Genomic DNA, 16409 nt, shown 5'->3' with positions numbered 1-16409 from the left:
ATCATGACCCAATCGCTCACCCGCGTGCCCTGCACCGTCGTCACCGGCTTTCTCGGCGCCGGCAAGACGACGCTGCTGCGCAATGCGCTGCAGACCATTCAGGGCAAGCGGCTTGCCGTGATCGTCAACGAATTCGGCGATGTCGGCATCGATGGCGAGATCCTGAAAAGCTGCGGCATCGAGAACTGCCCGGAAGACAATATCATCGAACTCGCCAATGGCTGCATCTGCTGCACGGTTGCCGATGACTTCGTGCCGGCCATCGACAGGATCCTGGCGATGGAACCGAAGGTCGATCATATCCTGATCGAAACCTCAGGCCTTGCCCTGCCGAAGCCGCTCGTCCAGGCCTTCCAGTGGCCGAGCGTGAAAAGCCGCGTCACCGTCGATGGCGTCATTGCCGTGGTGGACGGTCTGGCGCTCGCCGAAGGCCGCGTCGCCGATGACCTGGAGGCGCTCGCCGCCCAACGCGCCGAGGATCAGTCGCTCGATCACGACAACCCGGTAGAAGAGGTTTTCGAGGACCAGATCGCCTGCGCCGATCTCGTCATCCTCACCAAGGCCGACCTGCTCGATGCCGCCGGCCTCGACAAGGCCCGCGCCCATGTGGAAGACCACCTGCCACGTGCGGTTCGCATCGTGAATGCGGAAAACGGCGCAATCGACCCGGCGATCTTCATCGGGCTTGGCCTCGCGGTGGAAGACGACATCGAAAATCGCAAGACCCACCACGATGATGAACTGGATCACGAACACGACGATTTCGACAGCTTCGTGCTGGATATCCCGGCCATCGCAAGCCCGGAAGCGCTCAGTCAGCGCATCCAGGATGTGACGGACGCGGAAAAGGTGCTGCGCATCAAGGGTTATGTGGAAGTGGCCGGCAAACCGATGCGGCTTCTGGTGCAGGCCGTCGGGCCGCGCGTGAACCATTATTTTGACCGTCCCTGGGGAGCGGGCGAAACCCGCCGCTCGCGCCTCGTCGTGATCGGCGAAAAGGGCATCGACGCCGAAAAGATCGGCAGACTGCTGGCCGCCTGATGCACATCCTCGCCACCACATCCTCGTCGCTCGACGATCTGATCGAACCGGTCGATCTGAACCAGACACCGGGCGATGTGGTGGTGCTGTCCTTCACCGACAGCGATCTGAACGGCATTGCGGGCGCCTGGGGAAGGCTTCAGGCCAACCCGCTTTCGCTCAGGCTCGCCCAGCTGTCCGATCTCCGCCATCCGATGTCGGTCGATCTGTGGCTCGACAAGGTGGCGCGCCACGCCAGACTGATTCTCGTACGCGTGCTCGGCGGTTATGACCGCTGGCGTTACGGCGTGGACGAACTGGCAAGGCTGGCGCGGCGGCACAACATTCCCCTCTACCTCCTGCCCGGCGAATGCAGCGAGCGCGATGAGCGGCTGGAAGCCGCCTCGACCGTTGAACTCCAGGAAATCCAGGCAGTTCTCGCGCTGTTTCGTGCCGGCGGGCCGGACAATCTCGACCGGCTCGTTGGCCGGCTGACGACAAAAATATGCGGCGAGGCGATGGCACCGCTTGCCCCTGCAATGGATGTCCCGAAGCTGGGCTTCTACCGGCCGGAAGCGGGTATCGTTTCACTGGACGAGGCGTTGAAGGCGCGCGGGGAAAAGCCGCTTCTGCCGCTTCTCTTCTACCGCTCCATGCTGCTGGCAAGCGATATCGCGCCCATCGACGCCCTGACGCGAGCGCTTGAGGAGCGCGGTTTCGCAGTCCTACCGGTCTTTGTGCCGGGTCTCAAGGAGGCCGCGATCCTCGCCACACTGCGCGACACGCTCGCCCCTCTGAAGCCATCCGCCCTCATCACCACGACCGCCTTTGCCAGCAATGCAGACCTCGACGGACAAACCCTGTTCGATGTGCTGGGCGTTCCGGTGTTCCAGGCGGTGATTGCCACTACCAAACGGCAGGCATGGGCCGAAAGCCGGCGCGGGCTTGGTCCTTCCGATCTCGCCATGCATGTGGTGCTGCCGGAACTGGACAGCCGCATTCTGGCCGGCACGCTCTCCTTCAAGGCTGAGCGGGAGGCAGCCGCCGAATCCGGCTTCACCGGTTTTGCCAACCGCCCGGAACCCGACCGCGTCGAGGCGACGGCCGACCGGATCGCCAAACATCTCGACCTCTACACCACGCCGAAAGAGGCACGAAGGCTCGCCATCCTGATGCCGGATTATCCGGGCGCCGATGGCCGCACCGGTTACGCGGTCGGGCTCGACGTTCCCGAAAGCGTGCTGCAGATGCTGCGCGACCTGAAATCCGAGGGCTATGAGGTCTCCGATATCCCCGACACGGCCGCCGAGCTGATGGACCGGCTGCTGCGGAGGACAGAGGTCCTGAGCGTTGCCGAATACGAGGCTACGCTGCAAACCCTTCCCGACGAGGTTAAGCAGGCGATTGCCTCCACCTGGGGCGATCCGTTAGCCGACGAAGGACAACAGGGCGGCGTCTTTTCTTTCCGCGCCGTGCGTTTCGGAAACGTCACCGTGGCTTTGGCGCCGGATCGCGGCCGGGAAGCCGATCGCCGCACCGATTACCACGATCCGGCGCGTCCGCCGCGCCATGCGCTTGTCGCCTTCGGCGCCTTTCTTCAGCAGAAACTTCTAACCCAGGCCATCATCCATGTCGGCGCGCATGGCACGCTGGAATGGTTGCCGGGCAAGACGGTGGCGCTGTCGAAAGACTGTTTTCCGGAAATCGTTACAGGCAATCTGCCGGTGATCTATCCCTTCATCGTCTCCAATCCCGGCGAGGCGGCAGTGGCCAAACGGCGGATTGCCGCGCTGACCATCGGCCACCTGCCACCGGTATTGACGAGCGCCGGCCTGTCGCCGGCCCAGCAGCGCCTGGAACTGCTGGTCGATGAATATGCCCAGGCCGATGGGCTCGACCGCCGACGCCGGGACCGCCTGGCAAAACTCATCGTGGAAACAGCGGAAGACACCGGGCTTGCATCGGAAGCCGGCATTTCTCGCGATGAGGACCCCGATGCGGCCCTGGCCCGTATCGACGCCTTTCTTTGCGACCTCAAGGATTTCGCCATCAAGGATGGTCAGCACGTGTTTGGCCGCTCAGAGGAAGGCGAAACCGATCCGCTGCGGCTGCAGAGTGCCGAAGCCGAGCGCGCTGGCCTGCTGGCAGCCCTTGATGGTCGCCATATCCGCCCCGGCCCCTCCGGCGCGCCGTCCCGCGGACGCCTCGACGTGCTGCCGACCGGCCGTAATCTTTATGCCTCCGACCCGCGCACCATGCCGACGCCGACCGCCTTCGAGCTGGGGAAACTTGCCGCCGAGGAGGTGATCCGCCGTTACATGCAGGATCATGGCGACTGGCCGAAAAGCCTGGTGATCGACCTCTGGGGCAGCGCCACGCTGCGCAGCGGCGGCGAGGAAGTGGCGCAGGGACTGGCCCTTATGGGCGCTCGTCCCGTGCAGGATGCCGCGACCGGCCGGGTGACCGGCATCGAGGTTCTGGCCCCCGCGCAGCTCGGCCGACCCCGCGTCGATGTGACTTTCCGGATTTCCGGCCTGTTCCGCGACATGTTCCCCTCGCTGATCACGCTGCTTGATGCCGCCACCCGTTCCATCGCCGCACGCGAGGAGGCTGACGGCGACAATCCGCTGGCCGAAACAGCCCGCAGCGAAGGCAGCGTCCCGGCCCGCATCTTCGGTTCGGCCCCCGGCACCTATGGCGCCGGCATCGAGGAAAAGCTCTCCTCCGGCGACTGGCAGGCGCGGGACGAACTCGGCCGCGCCTATCTCTCCATGACCAGCCATGCCTTTGGCGGCGCCGATGGCGAAGGTTACGAAGCAGGCGAGGCGTTTGCCGAGCGCATCCGCGCCGCCGATCTTCTCGTGCACACGGGCGACGATCCGGGCCGCGACCTGCTGGATGGGTCGGGAGATGTCGCCTTTATGGGCGGATTTGCCGCAGCCCTTGCAGCACTCGGCGGCAAGGCCGACCTGATTGCGCTGGACACCACCGATCCACAGAAACCTCGCGCCCGCTCGGTGACGGAAGCCGTGACGCGTGTGGTGCGGGCCCGCGCCATCAATCCGCGCTTCATCACCGGCCAGATGCGCCACGGCCCGCGCGGGGCAGCGGAATTTGCCGAGACCGTGGACCGGCTGGTCGGTTTTGCCGAAACCACCAATGCCGTGCCGCACAGCCTGATCGAGGCGGTCTTCGATGCCTATGTGGCCGATGAGCGGGTGCGCGATTTCGTGCTGGAGCAGAACCCGGAAGCGGCGCGCGCCATTGCCGAACGGCTGATGTCTGCCCGCCGCCGCGGCCTCTGGCAGCCACGCCGCAATTCGGTCGATCGCGATCTCGAACTCCTGCACGGGTTCGCCCAGGCGAAAGCGCGAAGGAGGGCACGGCGATGAGTGCCGTCCCGACGCTTTCCACCGCCTCCATGGCCCGCGGCGCCTGCCCAGCGCTTGATGCCCCTATGCTGACCGGCGACGGTTATTTGTCGCGCATCGCGCTGGTCGATGCCATTTCGCCCAGAGAGCTCGCGGCGCTCTGCGCCCTGTCGGAGCGCCACGGCAATGGCATGATCGATATCTCCGCCCGCGGCAATCTGCAGATCCGCGGCCTGACGCCGACCTCGGCGGCCGCGCTGGAGGCGGACGTGCGCCGTCTCGCCCTGCCGCTGCGCGAGGGCCTTGCGGTGGAATGGTCGCCGCTCGCGGGTCTCGATCCCACGACAGACATCGATCCGCGGCCACTCGGTCTGGCGATCATGGCCCGCGCCAAAGACCTGCGCGGGAGCCTGGCACCCAAGCTCTCTGTGGTCATCGAGAGCTGCGGCCTGATCCGGCTCGATGACCTGCTGGCCGATATCCGGCTGGTGGCGACCGAAAACGATGTCCGCAAGGGATGGCACATCCTCCTCGGCGGCACCGCACGACAGGGTCGTGTCATCGGTTTCGTGCACGAAGATCAGGCGGCGGACTGTGTGGCGGCACTGCTGTCTCACCTTGCTGCCCTCGGCCCCCGCACCCGTGGCCGCGATGTCGATCCGGCAGGCCTGCCCGAAATGGTTTCCCATGCGCTGGAAGCCTCGACACCTCAGCTCTTGTCCCCCCATCGTGACGCCTTCGGCCTCCTCGACTTGAAGGACGGGAAGTGTGCGCTCCGTGTCGCCCTGCCCTTTGGCCAGATCCAGTCCCGGCAGCTTTCGGCCTTTGCGGATCATGCCAGACGATGTGGCATCGAAAGTGTCAGGCCGGCCGCAGAACACACGCTGCTGGCTTTCGGGTCACGGCAGGCATGCACGGCGCTGCAGGCGGCGGCAAAGACCCATGGCTTCATCACCGACGTAAACGATCCGCTGCGCCAGATCGATGCCTGCCCCGGCGCGCCGTCCTGCCAGTCGGCGCGTCTGGACACGCATGCGCTCGGCCGTCTTGCCGCCGAAGAGGCAGGCGAGCTTTTCGACGGTTCGCTCGGCCTGCATCTCTCCGGCTGCCTGAAGGCCTGTGCGCATCCCACCGCCGCCACCCTGGTTTTTGCCGGCACCGACGACGCAACACATCTTGTAATCGACGGCAAAACCACCGATACCCCCGCCAAACGGCTTTTCCCCCAAACGGAAGCTGCGGCTCTCTCCGCCCTTTCCGCGCTGATGCGTCAGGAACGCCAGCCGGGTGAAACGAGCCGTGACTGTCTGCGACGCCTGGGTCCCGAGCGGATCGCGGCAGCGCTTGCCTGAAGGATCATGATGACGACCTACGACTATATCCGCGAGGGCGATGCGATCTACGCCAAATCCTTCGCCATCATCCGCGCGGAGGCGGATCTTTCCCGCTTCAGCGAGGAGGAGGCGGATGTCGCGATCCGCATGATCCATGCGTGTGGCCTGGTGGAGGCCGCCAGCCAGTTCGAATTCTCTCCCGGTTTCGTCAGCGCCGCTCGTGCGGCGCTTCTCGCCGGAAAGCCGATCTTCTGCGATGCGCAGATGGTGGCGCATGGCGTCACCCGCGCCCGCCTTCCGGCGCAGAACGAGGTGATCTGCACACTGCGTGACCCGCAGGTGCCGGACCTGGCAAAGAAGGTGGGCAATACCCGATCCGCAGCGGCCATGGAGCTCTGGACGGAGAGACTGGAAGGCTCGGTGGTTGCCATCGGCAATGCGCCGACCGCGCTTTTCTACCTGCTGGAAATGCTGGACCGTGGCTGCCCGAAGCCGGCGGCGATCATCGGCATGCCGGTCGGGTTCGTCGGCGCTGCGGAAAGCAAGGAGGCACTGGCGGAAAGTCGGCACGGCATTCCCTATGCGATTGTCAAAGGCCGCATGGGCGGCTCGGCCATGACGGCAGCCGCCGTCAATGCGCTGGCGAGGGCCGGCCTGTGAGCGAGATGTCCCCCGGCAAGCTCTATGGCGTCGGCACCGGCCCCGGTGATCCGGAGCTTTTGACGCTGAAAGCCGTGAAAGCGCTGAATGCCGCCGATGTGCTGGCCTTCTTCGCCAAGCGCGGTGCCCGCGGCAATGGCCGTACCATCGTCGAGGCCCATGTTCGGGCCGATATCCTCGAACTGCCGCTCGTCTATCCGGTGACGGTGGAGGAGGACAAGGAAAGCGACAGCTACAAACGCGCCATCGACGGCTTCTTTGATCAGTCGGCGGCGGAAATCGCGGTTCACCTTCAGGCCGGACGCAATGTCGCGGTTCTGAGCGAAGGCGATCCGCTGTTCTACGGCTCCTACATGCACCTGCACCTGCGGCTTGCGCCGCATTTTCCGGCGGAAGTCATTCCGGGCGTCACCGCCATGTCCGGCTGCTGGTCGCTCGCCGGCCTGCCGCTGGTCCAGGGGGACGATATCCTGAGCGTGTTGCCCGGCACATTGCCGGAAGAGGCGCTGACGGCGCGGCTTGCCGGCACCGATGGCGCGGTGATCATGAAGGTTGGCCGCAACCTGCCAAAGATCCGCCGCGCGCTTGCCGCCACGGGAAAACTCGACGGCGCAATCTATGTGGAGCGCGGCACCATGCCGACCGGCCACGCCATGCCGCTGTGTCAACGCGACGAAACCATGCCCGCCCCTTACTTTTCGCTGGTGCTGGTGCCCGGCTGGAAGGGCCGCCCGCAGGGAGTGCCGGCATGACGGGCAAACTCACCGTTGTCGGCCTCGGCCCCGGCAGCCCGCAGCAGGTGACCCCGGAAGCGCTCGCCGCTGTTGCGGAAGCCAGCGATTTTTTCGGTTACGGCCCCTATGTGGACCGGCTGGAACTGAGGCCGGACCAGCGCCGCCACGCCTCCGACAATCGCGAAGAGCTTTCCCGCGCCAGTGCCGCCCTGACGCTTGCCGCGCTTGGGGAGAAGGTCTGTGTCGTCTCCGGTGGCGATCCCGGTGTTTTTGCTATGGCGGCTGCCGTGTGTGAGGCAATCGACAGTGGCCCCTCCGAGTGGCGCGCGATCGAATTCTCCGTCGTGCCGGGCGTCACCGCCATGCTGTCGGTCGCGGCAAAGGCCGGTGCACCGCTGGGGCATGATTTCTGCGCCATCTCGCTCTCCGACAATCTGAAGCCTTGGGCGGTGATTGAAAAGCGGCTGATTGCGGCGGCAGAGGCAGGCTTTGTCATGGCTTTCTATAATCCCGTCAGCAAGGCCCGGCCCCACCAGCTGGCAGAGGCCTTCGATATCCTGCGCGCCCATCTGCCGGGCACGGTTCCGGTGATTTTTGGCCGCGCCGCCGGTCGTCCCGACGAGAAGATCGTCGTGGTGCCGCTATCGGAGGCCCGTTCCGACATGGCCGATATGGCGACCTGCATCATCGTCGGATCGACGGAAACGCGGCTGATCGAACGCGAGGGCAACCGTCCGCTCGTTTATTCGCCGCGATCCTGGGGCAAGACCTTCGGTGGAAAGGCCTGATCCACATGGGACACGAGGTCATCCACCGTCTGAAAGGCGAGAACGTCCGGCAGAACCGGGCGGCGGATCATGATGACTTCGATGCCCAGCGCCCGCGCGGCGGCAATCTTGCCATAGCTTGCCGAACCGCCGGAATTCTTGCAGACAATGGCCTCGATGCCGTGGCCGGTCAGAAGCGCCCGTTCATCCGCCTCCTCGAAGGGACCGCGGGCCGTCAGATAGGTCACCGTGGGCAGAACGAGCGGCGGTTCGACGGCATCGACGCTGCGCACGAGATACGCATGCTGCGGCGCCGCCTCGAAGGGCAGCAGTTCCTGGCGTCCGAGCGCCAGAAAAGCCCGGCGCGACGGCTCTCCGAGAGCGGCCACCGCCGCCTCGACGCTGTCCACCTCCCGCCAGCGGTCACCCGCCTGCCGCTCCCAGCCGGGACGGCGCAAGGCGACCAGCGGAATGCCGGTGAGGTCCGCCGCCCGTGCGGCATTGGCGGAGATTTTTGCTGCATAGGGATGCGTGGCATCGATCAGCAGGTCGAACCCGTGCTCCGTCAGGTAACGGCCAAGGCCTTCCGCACCCCCGAAGCCACCGATGCGCACCGGAACCGGCTGGCGGGCCGGCGCTTTCGTGCGACCGGCCATGGACAGTTCCAGCCGAAAACGGCCGGTTTCGCTCAAACGTTCCGCCAGCTGCCGGGCTTCCGTCGTACCGCCCAGAATGAGAATGGAGGCGTTCATCATGGCTCCTGAATCATCCACCCCTCTTCTAAACGGCCAGCCCTGGTTGTCCATCGTCGGCATCGGCGAAGATGGCTTGGCGGGGCTTGGCGAGTTGGCACGACAGGCCATTACCGAGGCAGACTTCGTCTTCGGCGGCAAACGCCATCTGGAACTGGCGGGAACTGCCATCCGGGGCGCGTCAAGGCCCTGGCCGCAACCCTTCGACAGCGCCATGCAGGCGGTCCTAGTGCTCAAGGGCCGCAAGGTCTGCGTTCTGGCTTCCGGCGACCCGTTCTTTTTCGGCGTCGGCGTGACGCTGGCGCGCCAGCTGTCGAAACAGGATTATCGCGTTTTTCCCGCGCCTTCCGCCTTTTCGCTCGCCGCCTCGCGGCTCGGCTGGGCCCTGCAGGAGATCGAGACCGTCTCGCTGCATGGCCGCGCGCTCGACCTCATCCGCCCCCTGCTGCATCCGGGCCGCAAGGTGATTGCGCTGACCTCCGATGCCGACGGGCCGGCGCAACTGGCAAAGCTTCTGACGGAGACCGGTTTTGGCAGCAGCCGGCTGACGGTTCTCGAAGCACTCGGCGCCACCCGGGAAAAGACGCGATCAACGCCGGCCCGCGATTTTTCCCTTTCCCAAGTCGATCCACTGAATGTAGTGGCCCTTGAGGTGCAGGCAGAGATCACAGCCCGCGTGCTGCCGCTCGGTTTCGGCCTGCCCGACGACCTCTTCGAGCATGACGGGCAGATCACCAAACGCGAGATCCGGGCCGTGACGCTTTCCGCGCTCGCCCCCCGCCGCGGCGAGTTGTTGTGGGATATTGGCGCGGGCTCCGGCTCCATCGGCATCGAATGGATGCTGGCGCACCCCTCCATGTGGGCGATCGCCATCGAACATCACCCGGAACGCGCCGCCCGCATTCGCCGCAATGCGCAAAACTTCGGCGTGCCAGCGCTGCAGCTCATCGAAGGCAAAGCGCCGGACGCGCTAACCGGACTGCCCAAGCCCGACGCCATCTTCATCGGCGGCGGCGGCAGCGGCGACGGCGTGCTGGAGGCAGCGTTGGCAGCGCTGAAACCCGGTGGCCGGCTCGTTGCCAATGCCGTCACGCTGGAGATGGAGCAGATTCTGCTGAACGCCCATAGCCAATGGGGCGGCAGCCTGACGCGGCTTTCCGTTGACCGCGCCGAACCGGTGGGTCGGATGACTGGCTGGCGCCCGGCCATGCCCGTCACACAGTGGATTATGAGAAAGCCGGAGGATTGAACCCATGATGATTGCCGGAATCGGATGCCGTCGCGGCACCAGCGCAGAGGTCGTAATGGCCGTGCTTGAAGAGGCCCTCGCCGCCGCCGGCAAGGCGGGAGATCGTCCCGCCAAGCTGGCCACCGGCACGCTGAAGGCCGATGAGGTGGGGCTTCTGGACGCCGCAAAGCGTCTTGGTCTCGATCTCGCCATCCTCTCCGACGCGGAGATGGAGGCTGTCTCCGACCGCACGCTCACCGTCTCGCCGCACAGTGTTGGCCATGCCGGCGTCTCCAGCTTCTGCGAAGCGGCAGCCCTGGCCGCAGGCGGTGCTTCCGCAAAACTTCTCGGCCCCCGCCATGTCTCGCAGGGCGTCACCTGCGCGCTGGCGGTCGTTGAAGATCATGTCGAGGACGCCGCATGACGGTTCATTTCATCGGCGCTGGCCCCGGTGCCGCCGATCTGATTACGGTGCGCGGGCGCGATCTGATCGCCCGCTGCCCGGTCTGCCTCTTTGCCGGCTCCATCGTGCCGCGCGAATTGCTGGACTATTGCCCGGCAGATGCACGCATCGTCGACACGGCCTCGCTCTCCCTCGATGAGATCGAGGTCGAATATCTGCGCGCACACGAAGCAGGGCAAGACATCGCCCGCCTGCATTCCGGCGATCTTTCCGTCTGGAGCGCGGTCGCCGAACAGATGCGTCGGCTCGATCGCCTTGGCATCGATTATACGCTGACTCCCGGCGTGCCCTCCTTTGCGGCGGCGGCGGCGGCGCTGAAGCGCGAACTGACGATCCCGGAAGTGGCGCAAAGCCTGATCCTGACTCGCGTCTCCGGCCGTGCCTCGAAAATGCCGGAGCGGGAGACGCTGCAGAATTTCGCGGCAACCGGTGCGACACTCGCCATCCATCTCGCCATCCACGCGCTGGACAAGATCGTTGCGGATCTGACGCCGCATTACGGCGCCGACTGCCCCGTCGCGATTGTCGTGAAGGCCAGCTGGCCGGATGAAAAGATCCTGCGCGGCACGCTCTCCACCATCGGCGCTGAGGTGGCCGCCGAACCGATCGAGCGCACCGCGCTGATCTTTGTCGGTCCCGGTCTCAAGGCCGAGGATTTTCGCGAAAGCGCGCTCTACAGCACGGATTATGTGCGCCGCTTCCGCTCGCCCAAGGAGAAGGACGAGGCATGATGCGAGGGGGTGAAAGGCGCTTCGCCAACCAGTCTGCCCTCGCGGTCGAAGATCAGGATCTCGAGCGCGATCGCCTCGTTGCGCAAGGCAGCCGCCGCCGTCTGCCAGGCGCGCGCCGCGATGTGGTTGCCAAGCTCCAGCCCCTCGCCCTCTGCCAGCTGGAAGGCCTGCGCCACCGTGTTCGCCTGAACGATCGCACCGATCAGGCCGTCGCTTGCACCAATCTCGCGCGCGACGGCGGCCAGCGCCTCCAGATCCGCGAGGCCACGTTTGGAATGTACATCCAGCATGCCCTGCGACAGCTTGGTGATCTTGGCGACACCACCGGCCACCGTGACCTTCGGAACGGGATGCTTGCGCAGATATTTCAGCATGCCGCCGACGAAATCGCCCATGTCGAGCAGCGCAGTCTCCGGCAGGCCGTGATGCGCCTGCACGGCCTTCTCCGTCGTCATGCCGGTGGAACCGGCGACATGGTCGAGCCCTTCCGCGCGCGCCACATCGATGCCGCGCCAGATGGAATGGATCCAGGCCGAGCAGGAGAACGGGATGACAATGCCCGTCGTGCCGAGCACCGACAGGCCGCCGACAATGCCGAGACGCGGGTTGAGCGTCTTCTGCGCCAGCGCCTCGCCTCCCGGAATGGAGATCTCGACGTCGAAATCCGCGCGCTCGCCCGCCACCTCGGTGATCGCCTGCGCAATCATCTGGCGGGGAACCGGGTTGATGGCAGGTTCGCCCGGGGCAATGGGAAGTCCGGGGCGGGTCACCATGCCGACACCTGTGCCGGCGAAAAATCGGATGCCGGAACCGGAAGGACTAGGCCGCAGCGTGGCGATGACCAGCGCGCCGTGCGTGACATCCGGATCATCACCGGCATCCTTGACGATCCCGGCGCGGGCAAAGCCCTCCCCCTGTTCCTCCAGCGCCAGAACAAAACCCGGCCGCTGGCCGCCGGGCAGCGTCACCTCGACGAGATCGGGAAAGCCGTAACCGGTGAGCGCCAGGCAGGCGGCCTTGGCCGCCGCCGCCGCACAGGTGCCGGTGGTCCAGCCGCGGCGCAGGTCTTTTGCCGTCTCGTTTCCGATTTCCACTTCCATACGCGTTTCTATACCGGTGACACGGTCTTGCGTCATCGGCAAAAGGCATCCGCATGACAAACCCTGCCTTCGAACTTCTGGCTGAACGCCTGCCCGCCTTTCATCCGGGCCATGTGTGGCTGGCCGGCGCCGGTCCCGGCGACCCGCGTTACCTGACGCTGGAAGTGCTCGATGCGCTCGGCAAGGCCGATATCCTGGTGCATGACGCGCTGGTCTCCGACGAGGTGCTGAGTTTCGCGCCTCAGGCAGAGGTGATCTATGCCGGAAAGCGCGGCGGCAAGCCGTCTACCGCGCAGGAAGACATCACGCTCTCCCTCATTCGCCTGGCGCGGCAGGGCAAACGCGTGCTGCGCCTGAAGGGTGGTGATCCCTTCATCTTCGGCCGAGGCGGCGAGGAAGCGGAAGCGCTTGCAAACGCCGGCATCCCGTTCCGTATCCTGCCCGGCATGACTTCTTCACTGGCAGCCCTTGCCTCCACTCGCATTCCGGCCACCATGCGCGGTTTGAGCAAGGCGATCACGCTGGCAACCGGCCATGCCGCCGGCGAAGCGGACGATCTCGATTGGGCCGCGCTGGCGAGCACCGGGGAACCGATCGTCGTTTATATGGGCCTGAAGAACCTCGCCACCATCACAAGGCTGCTGATCGAGGGTGGTCGTGCGGCGGAAACGCCGGCGGCGATCATCATGGCGGCAACCACGAAAGAGGAACGGCTGATGACGGCGACGCTCGGCACGCTTGCCACGGAAGCCGAACGGCAGGGTTTTGCCGCTCCTGCCCTCATCATCATCGGCGAGATCGTGCGCATGCGCGGGCTGCTCGTCCCACAGGAGGCGGCCGGATGACAAAAGCTCTGATCATCGGCGCGCCGCGCTCCGGCTCTGGCAAGACCAGCGTCACCATCGGCCTCTTACGCGCGTTCGCCCGACGAGGAATGAAGGTGCGCGGCATCAAGTCCGGCCCGGATTACATCGATCCCGGCTTTCATCACGCCGCCACCGGCATCGAGGGCCTGAACCTCGACAGCTGGGCCATGCAGCCGGACCTGGTCCAGCATCTTCTGGCCGAAGCGGCGGATGGCACAGATCTGCTCATCATCGAAAGCGCCATGGGCCTGTTCGATGGGATTTCGGGCGGCGAGGGCCGCACCGGATCGGCGGCCGATCTGTCCCGGCTGCTTGGCATTCCGGTGCTGCTGGTGCTCGACGTCTCCGGCCAGAGCCAGACGGCAGCCGCGGTCGCGGTCGGTTTCCGGCATTATGATCCGGCCGTCCGCATGGCGGGCGTCGTGCTGAACCGCGCCGGCAGCGAACGGCATGTGCGGCTGTCGAAGGCGGCGATCGAAGCGGCAGGCCTGGACGTTGTCGGCGCCGTCCTGCGCAATGGCGAACTGTCATTGCCAGAACGGCATCTGGGCCTGGTGCAGGCGAGCGAACATCCGGCGATCCAAAACCATATCGACCGTCTGGCCGATGTAATGGAGACCTCGCTGGATCTCGATGCCATCCTCTCGCTGGCAACGGAGATTGCGCCGCAGGCGGGCTCGACGGCAGCCCATCTGCCGCCACCCGGCCAGCGCATCGCCATTGCCTCCGATGCCGCCTTCACCTTCCTTTATCCGCATCTCGGCCGCCACTGGCGCTCGATGGGGGCCGAACTCGTGCCCTTTTCGCCGCTCGCCAACGAGGCACCGCCAAACGCCTGCGATGCCTGCTGGCTTCCCGGCGGTTACCCGGAACTGTTTGCCGCAACACTTGCCGCCGCAGACCGTTTCCGCAACGGCTTGGCCCGGTTTGCCGAAGCGCGGCCGGTGCATGGCGAGTGCGGCGGTTACATGGTGCTGGGCGAAAGCCTGGAGGATGCCGAGGGGAACCGCCATGCGATGACCGGTCTTCTCTCGCATTCCACCAGTTTCGCCACCCGCAAGATGAATCTCGGTTATCGCCAGGCCCGGCTCCTCTCCGACGGGTCGATGGGCAGAACAGGCGACGTGATCCGCGGCCACGAATTCCATTACGCGCGGGTGACGGATGCGGGCCATGACGAGGCCTTTGCCGAAATTGCCGATGGCACCGGCACGCCGATCGGCCGATCCGGCGGCAGGCGCGGCCTCGTCACCGGGACGTTCTTCCATGCCATTGCCCGCGTCACCGGCTGAACCTCACTCGACGAAGACCCGGACGGTCGCCGCCCGCCCCACGGCATCGATCACCGTCAGCGTCGAATAACCGGCGCCATCCGGCACCCATTCGGAAATGCGTTTGCGGGAGAGATCCGGCAGAGGTTTGCCATTGGCAAGCCAGCGGAAGGGCGCGCGCCCGCCCTGCAGTTTCAGCACCAGCGGCGAGATCTCCGCGCCGGCGCGCGCGCCGAGATCCACCCGCGCCCCTTCCGGCGGATAGACGATCTGTGGCGCCGGTTCACGCGTCGATGAACGCACCAGACCAGTCGAGGTGACGGCATAACGCCGCTGGCCGATCGGCAGGTCGGAAAGTGCCAGCCGCTGCGCACCGGGCGGTGCAGAGGGGTGCGGGCTGACAGCCACGCCGGAGCGGGAAAAGGCCTCGAACAGGATGGGTGCCGCCGTGCCATAACCGGTGATGCCCGGCACCGCGCCATTGTCCGGCCGGCCGACCCAGACACCGAGGACATAGCGTCCGTCATAGCCAACCGACCAGGCATCGCGATAGCCATAGCTCGTGCCGGTCTTGTAGGCGATGCCGAGCTTGCGCGCGCCCTGCGGCGGCAGCACATCGGAGAGCACATCCGTGACGTTCCAGACGGCGACGGGATCGAGCAGCGGCTGTGCCGGCTCGCGGCTCGGCATCTCGTGCACGCCATCCCCCAGCAGCACCGGCCAGCCCTGATTGGCAAGGCCCGCGTAAAGCTGCACAAGATCCTTCAGCGTCAGCCCCACCCCGCCAAGCCCGATCGCCAGACCCGGCGCCTCGCCGGCCGGGAGAAGGGGTTTCACCTCCGCGCGGCGGAAACGCACCAGCAGCTTCGCGGGACCGACGCCCTCCAGCAACCGGACCGCCGGCACATTCAGCGACAATTGCAGCGCCTGCCGGACGCTCACATCGCCCTGATAACTCATGTCGAAATTGCGCGGGCGGTAACCGGAGAAATCGGATGGCCGATCCTCGATAATGGTCTCCTGCGCCACCAGCCCATCCTCGAAGGCAAGGCCGTAGATGAAGGGTTTCAGCGTCGAACCGGGCGAGCGTGGCACCCGCGTCATGTCGATCCAGCCGGAGCGGGTGGCATCGAAATAGTCAGCCGACCCGACTGCGCCGACGATTTCACCGGTGGCGGAATCCGCCATGATCATCGCCAGCGATGTTTTCGGCGGCAGGCTGGACACGACCGATGTGGCGACCGATTCCAGCCCTTCCTGGATCGGCTTTCGGAGCGTTGTTACATGCCGGATGTCAGTGGGCGCCTTGCGCAACGCGGCTTCTGCCAGATGGGCGGCGAGTGCGGGCAATTGCCGCCGCTCCCGCGGCACGGAAACGAGCGCCGCCCGCTCCACCTCGCCTTCGCCCACCGCCGCAGACACCTGTTCGCGGCTCAGCACCCGCTGCCGGGCCGCGCGTGCCACCTCGGGAAAACGATCCGGCCGCCGGGCTTCCGGCGATTGTGGCAGGGCGACCAGCAGTGCCGCCTCCGCCACCGAGAGCCGTTTCGGTTCCTTGCCGAAATAAGCAAGACTTGCCGCCCTGACTCCTTCCAGATTGCCGCCATAGGGCGCCAGCGTCAGGTAGAGATCGAGGATTTCCGCCTTTGATAGCCGCCGCTCGATCTGCAGGGCACGCGCCATCTGTTTCAGTTTGGCCAGAACCGAGCGGCTGTCGCGCGGTTCGATCAGCCGCGCCACCTGCATGGAGAGCGTCGAGGCGCCGGAGACGATCCGGCCATGGGTTACGAACTGATAGGCCGCCCGCAACACCGCCTGCGGATCAACCCCGTTATGCACATAAAAGCGTCGGTCTTCGTAGGCGATCAGCATCCGCAGGAATTGCGGATCGACATCGGCGGCACCGGTCTTCAGCCGCCAGAACCCATCCTTCGTGGCAAAGGCGCGCAGCAATCGCCCCTCCGCATCGAAGACCTCTGCAGAGACCTGAGAGGCCAGTGCCAGAGGCGGCGGAAAGGCCCGGTCGGCGGCATCAAGGGCAAACAAACCGGCGGTTGCAAGGATCGCCACGCCGCCAAGCCCGATCAGCCCTTTCAGCCAGATCCGCATCGC

General features: G+C 65.8%; 14 protein-coding genes. 11 read left to right on the top strand and 3 right to left on the bottom strand.

The genetic code is table 11. The features are described 5' to 3' along the window. Window positions 1-3: 3 nt before the first annotated feature. From cobW to KLP42_RS11675, 6 genes are read left to right on the top strand one after another with little or no spacing between them, the layout of a single operon-like run. Window positions 4-1041 (top strand): cobalamin biosynthesis protein CobW, encoded by a 1038-nt coding sequence (gene cobW / locus KLP42_RS11700; protein WP_215566883.1) that lies wholly within the window; start codon window positions 4-6, stop codon window positions 1039-1041. After that, the gene (cobN, locus tag KLP42_RS11695) at window positions 1041-4412 is read left to right on the top strand and encodes a cobaltochelatase subunit CobN (protein WP_215566881.1); all 3372 of its coding nucleotides are present in this window, start codon (window positions 1041-1043) and stop codon (window positions 4410-4412) included. Before cobW ends, cobN begins: the two co-directional genes overlap by 1 nt. Continuing rightward, complete coding sequence (gene cobG, locus KLP42_RS11690; protein WP_215566879.1) at window positions 4409-5743, top strand: precorrin-3B synthase; 1335 nt, start codon at window positions 4409-4411, stop codon at window positions 5741-5743. Before cobN ends, cobG begins: the two co-directional genes overlap by 4 nt. Before the next feature lie 9 nt (window positions 5744-5752). Next, window positions 5753-6385, top strand: coding sequence for a precorrin-8X methylmutase (locus KLP42_RS11685; RefSeq protein ID WP_215567164.1), 633 nt, complete (start codon window positions 5753-5755; stop codon window positions 6383-6385). 5 nt (window positions 6386-6390) lie between these two features. Next, window positions 6391-7137, top strand: a complete 747-nt coding sequence (locus KLP42_RS11680; protein ID WP_215567163.1) for a precorrin-2 C(20)-methyltransferase — start codon at window positions 6391-6393, stop codon at window positions 7135-7137. After that, window positions 7134-7907, top strand: a complete 774-nt coding sequence (locus KLP42_RS11675) for a precorrin-3B C(17)-methyltransferase (protein ID WP_215566877.1) — start codon at window positions 7134-7136, stop codon at window positions 7905-7907. The genes KLP42_RS11680 and KLP42_RS11675 overlap by 4 nt, the downstream gene beginning before the upstream one ends. On the opposite strand, the gene KLP42_RS11670 is transcribed toward KLP42_RS11675, so the two are convergent. Next, a complete protein-coding gene (locus KLP42_RS11670; protein ID WP_215566875.1) occupies window positions 7862-8638 on the bottom strand; it encodes a cobalt-precorrin-6A reductase in 777 nt (258 codons plus the stop codon). The genes KLP42_RS11675 and KLP42_RS11670 overlap by 46 nt on opposite strands. A 1-nt stretch (window position 8639) precedes the next feature. On the opposite strand from KLP42_RS11670, the gene cbiE reads away from it, so the two are divergent. Genes cbiE through cobM form a run of 3 tightly spaced genes read left to right on the top strand, consistent with a single transcriptional unit; the run spans window position 8640 to window position 11060 of the window. Beyond that, window positions 8640-9887 carry a precorrin-6y C5,15-methyltransferase (decarboxylating) subunit CbiE gene (cbiE, locus tag KLP42_RS11665; protein WP_215566873.1) on the top strand — a complete coding sequence of 416 codons (1248 nt, stop codon included), beginning with the start codon at window positions 8640-8642 and terminating at the stop codon, window positions 9885-9887. Window positions 9888-9891: 4 nt separating this feature from the next. Beyond that, window positions 9892-10290 carry a cobalamin biosynthesis protein gene (locus KLP42_RS11660; protein WP_215566871.1) on the top strand — a complete coding sequence of 133 codons (399 nt, stop codon included), beginning with the start codon at window positions 9892-9894 and terminating at the stop codon, window positions 10288-10290. Beyond that, complete coding sequence (gene cobM / locus KLP42_RS11655) at window positions 10287-11060, top strand: precorrin-4 C(11)-methyltransferase (RefSeq protein ID WP_215566869.1); 774 nt, start codon at window positions 10287-10289, stop codon at window positions 11058-11060. Before KLP42_RS11660 ends, cobM begins: the two co-directional genes overlap by 4 nt. On the opposite strand, the gene KLP42_RS11650 is transcribed toward cobM, so the two are convergent. Next, window positions 11015-12160: a cobalt-precorrin-5B (C(1))-methyltransferase gene (locus KLP42_RS11650; protein WP_215567162.1), complete on the bottom strand. Its 1146-nt coding sequence runs from the start codon at window positions 12158-12160 to the stop codon at window positions 11015-11017. The two genes, cobM and KLP42_RS11650, sit on opposite strands and share 46 nt — an antisense overlap. A gap of 53 nt (window positions 12161-12213) precedes the next feature. On the opposite strand from KLP42_RS11650, the gene cobA reads away from it, so the two are divergent. Beyond that, window positions 12214-13005: a uroporphyrinogen-III C-methyltransferase gene (gene cobA, locus KLP42_RS11645; protein WP_215566867.1), complete on the top strand. Its 792-nt coding sequence runs from the start codon at window positions 12214-12216 to the stop codon at window positions 13003-13005. After that, window positions 13002-14318, top strand: coding sequence for a cobyrinic acid a,c-diamide synthase CobB (locus tag KLP42_RS11640; protein WP_215566865.1), 1317 nt, complete (start codon window positions 13002-13004; stop codon window positions 14316-14318). The genes cobA and KLP42_RS11640 overlap by 4 nt, the downstream gene beginning before the upstream one ends. A gap of 3 nt (window positions 14319-14321) precedes the next feature. On the opposite strand, the gene pbpC is transcribed toward KLP42_RS11640, so the two are convergent. Beyond that, window positions 14322-16406, bottom strand: a complete 2085-nt coding sequence (gene pbpC, locus KLP42_RS11635) for a penicillin-binding protein 1C (protein ID WP_215566863.1) — start codon at window positions 16404-16406, stop codon at window positions 14322-14324. Window positions 16407-16409: the final 3 nt, after the last annotated feature.

It is taken from the genome of Rhizobium sp. CSW-27 (assembly GCF_018760785.1).
GTDB lineage: Bacteria > Pseudomonadota > Alphaproteobacteria > Rhizobiales > Rhizobiaceae > Neorhizobium.
The sequence above is the reverse complement of the archived record's forward strand: the minus strand, read 5'-3'. Positions and strand labels throughout refer to the sequence as shown.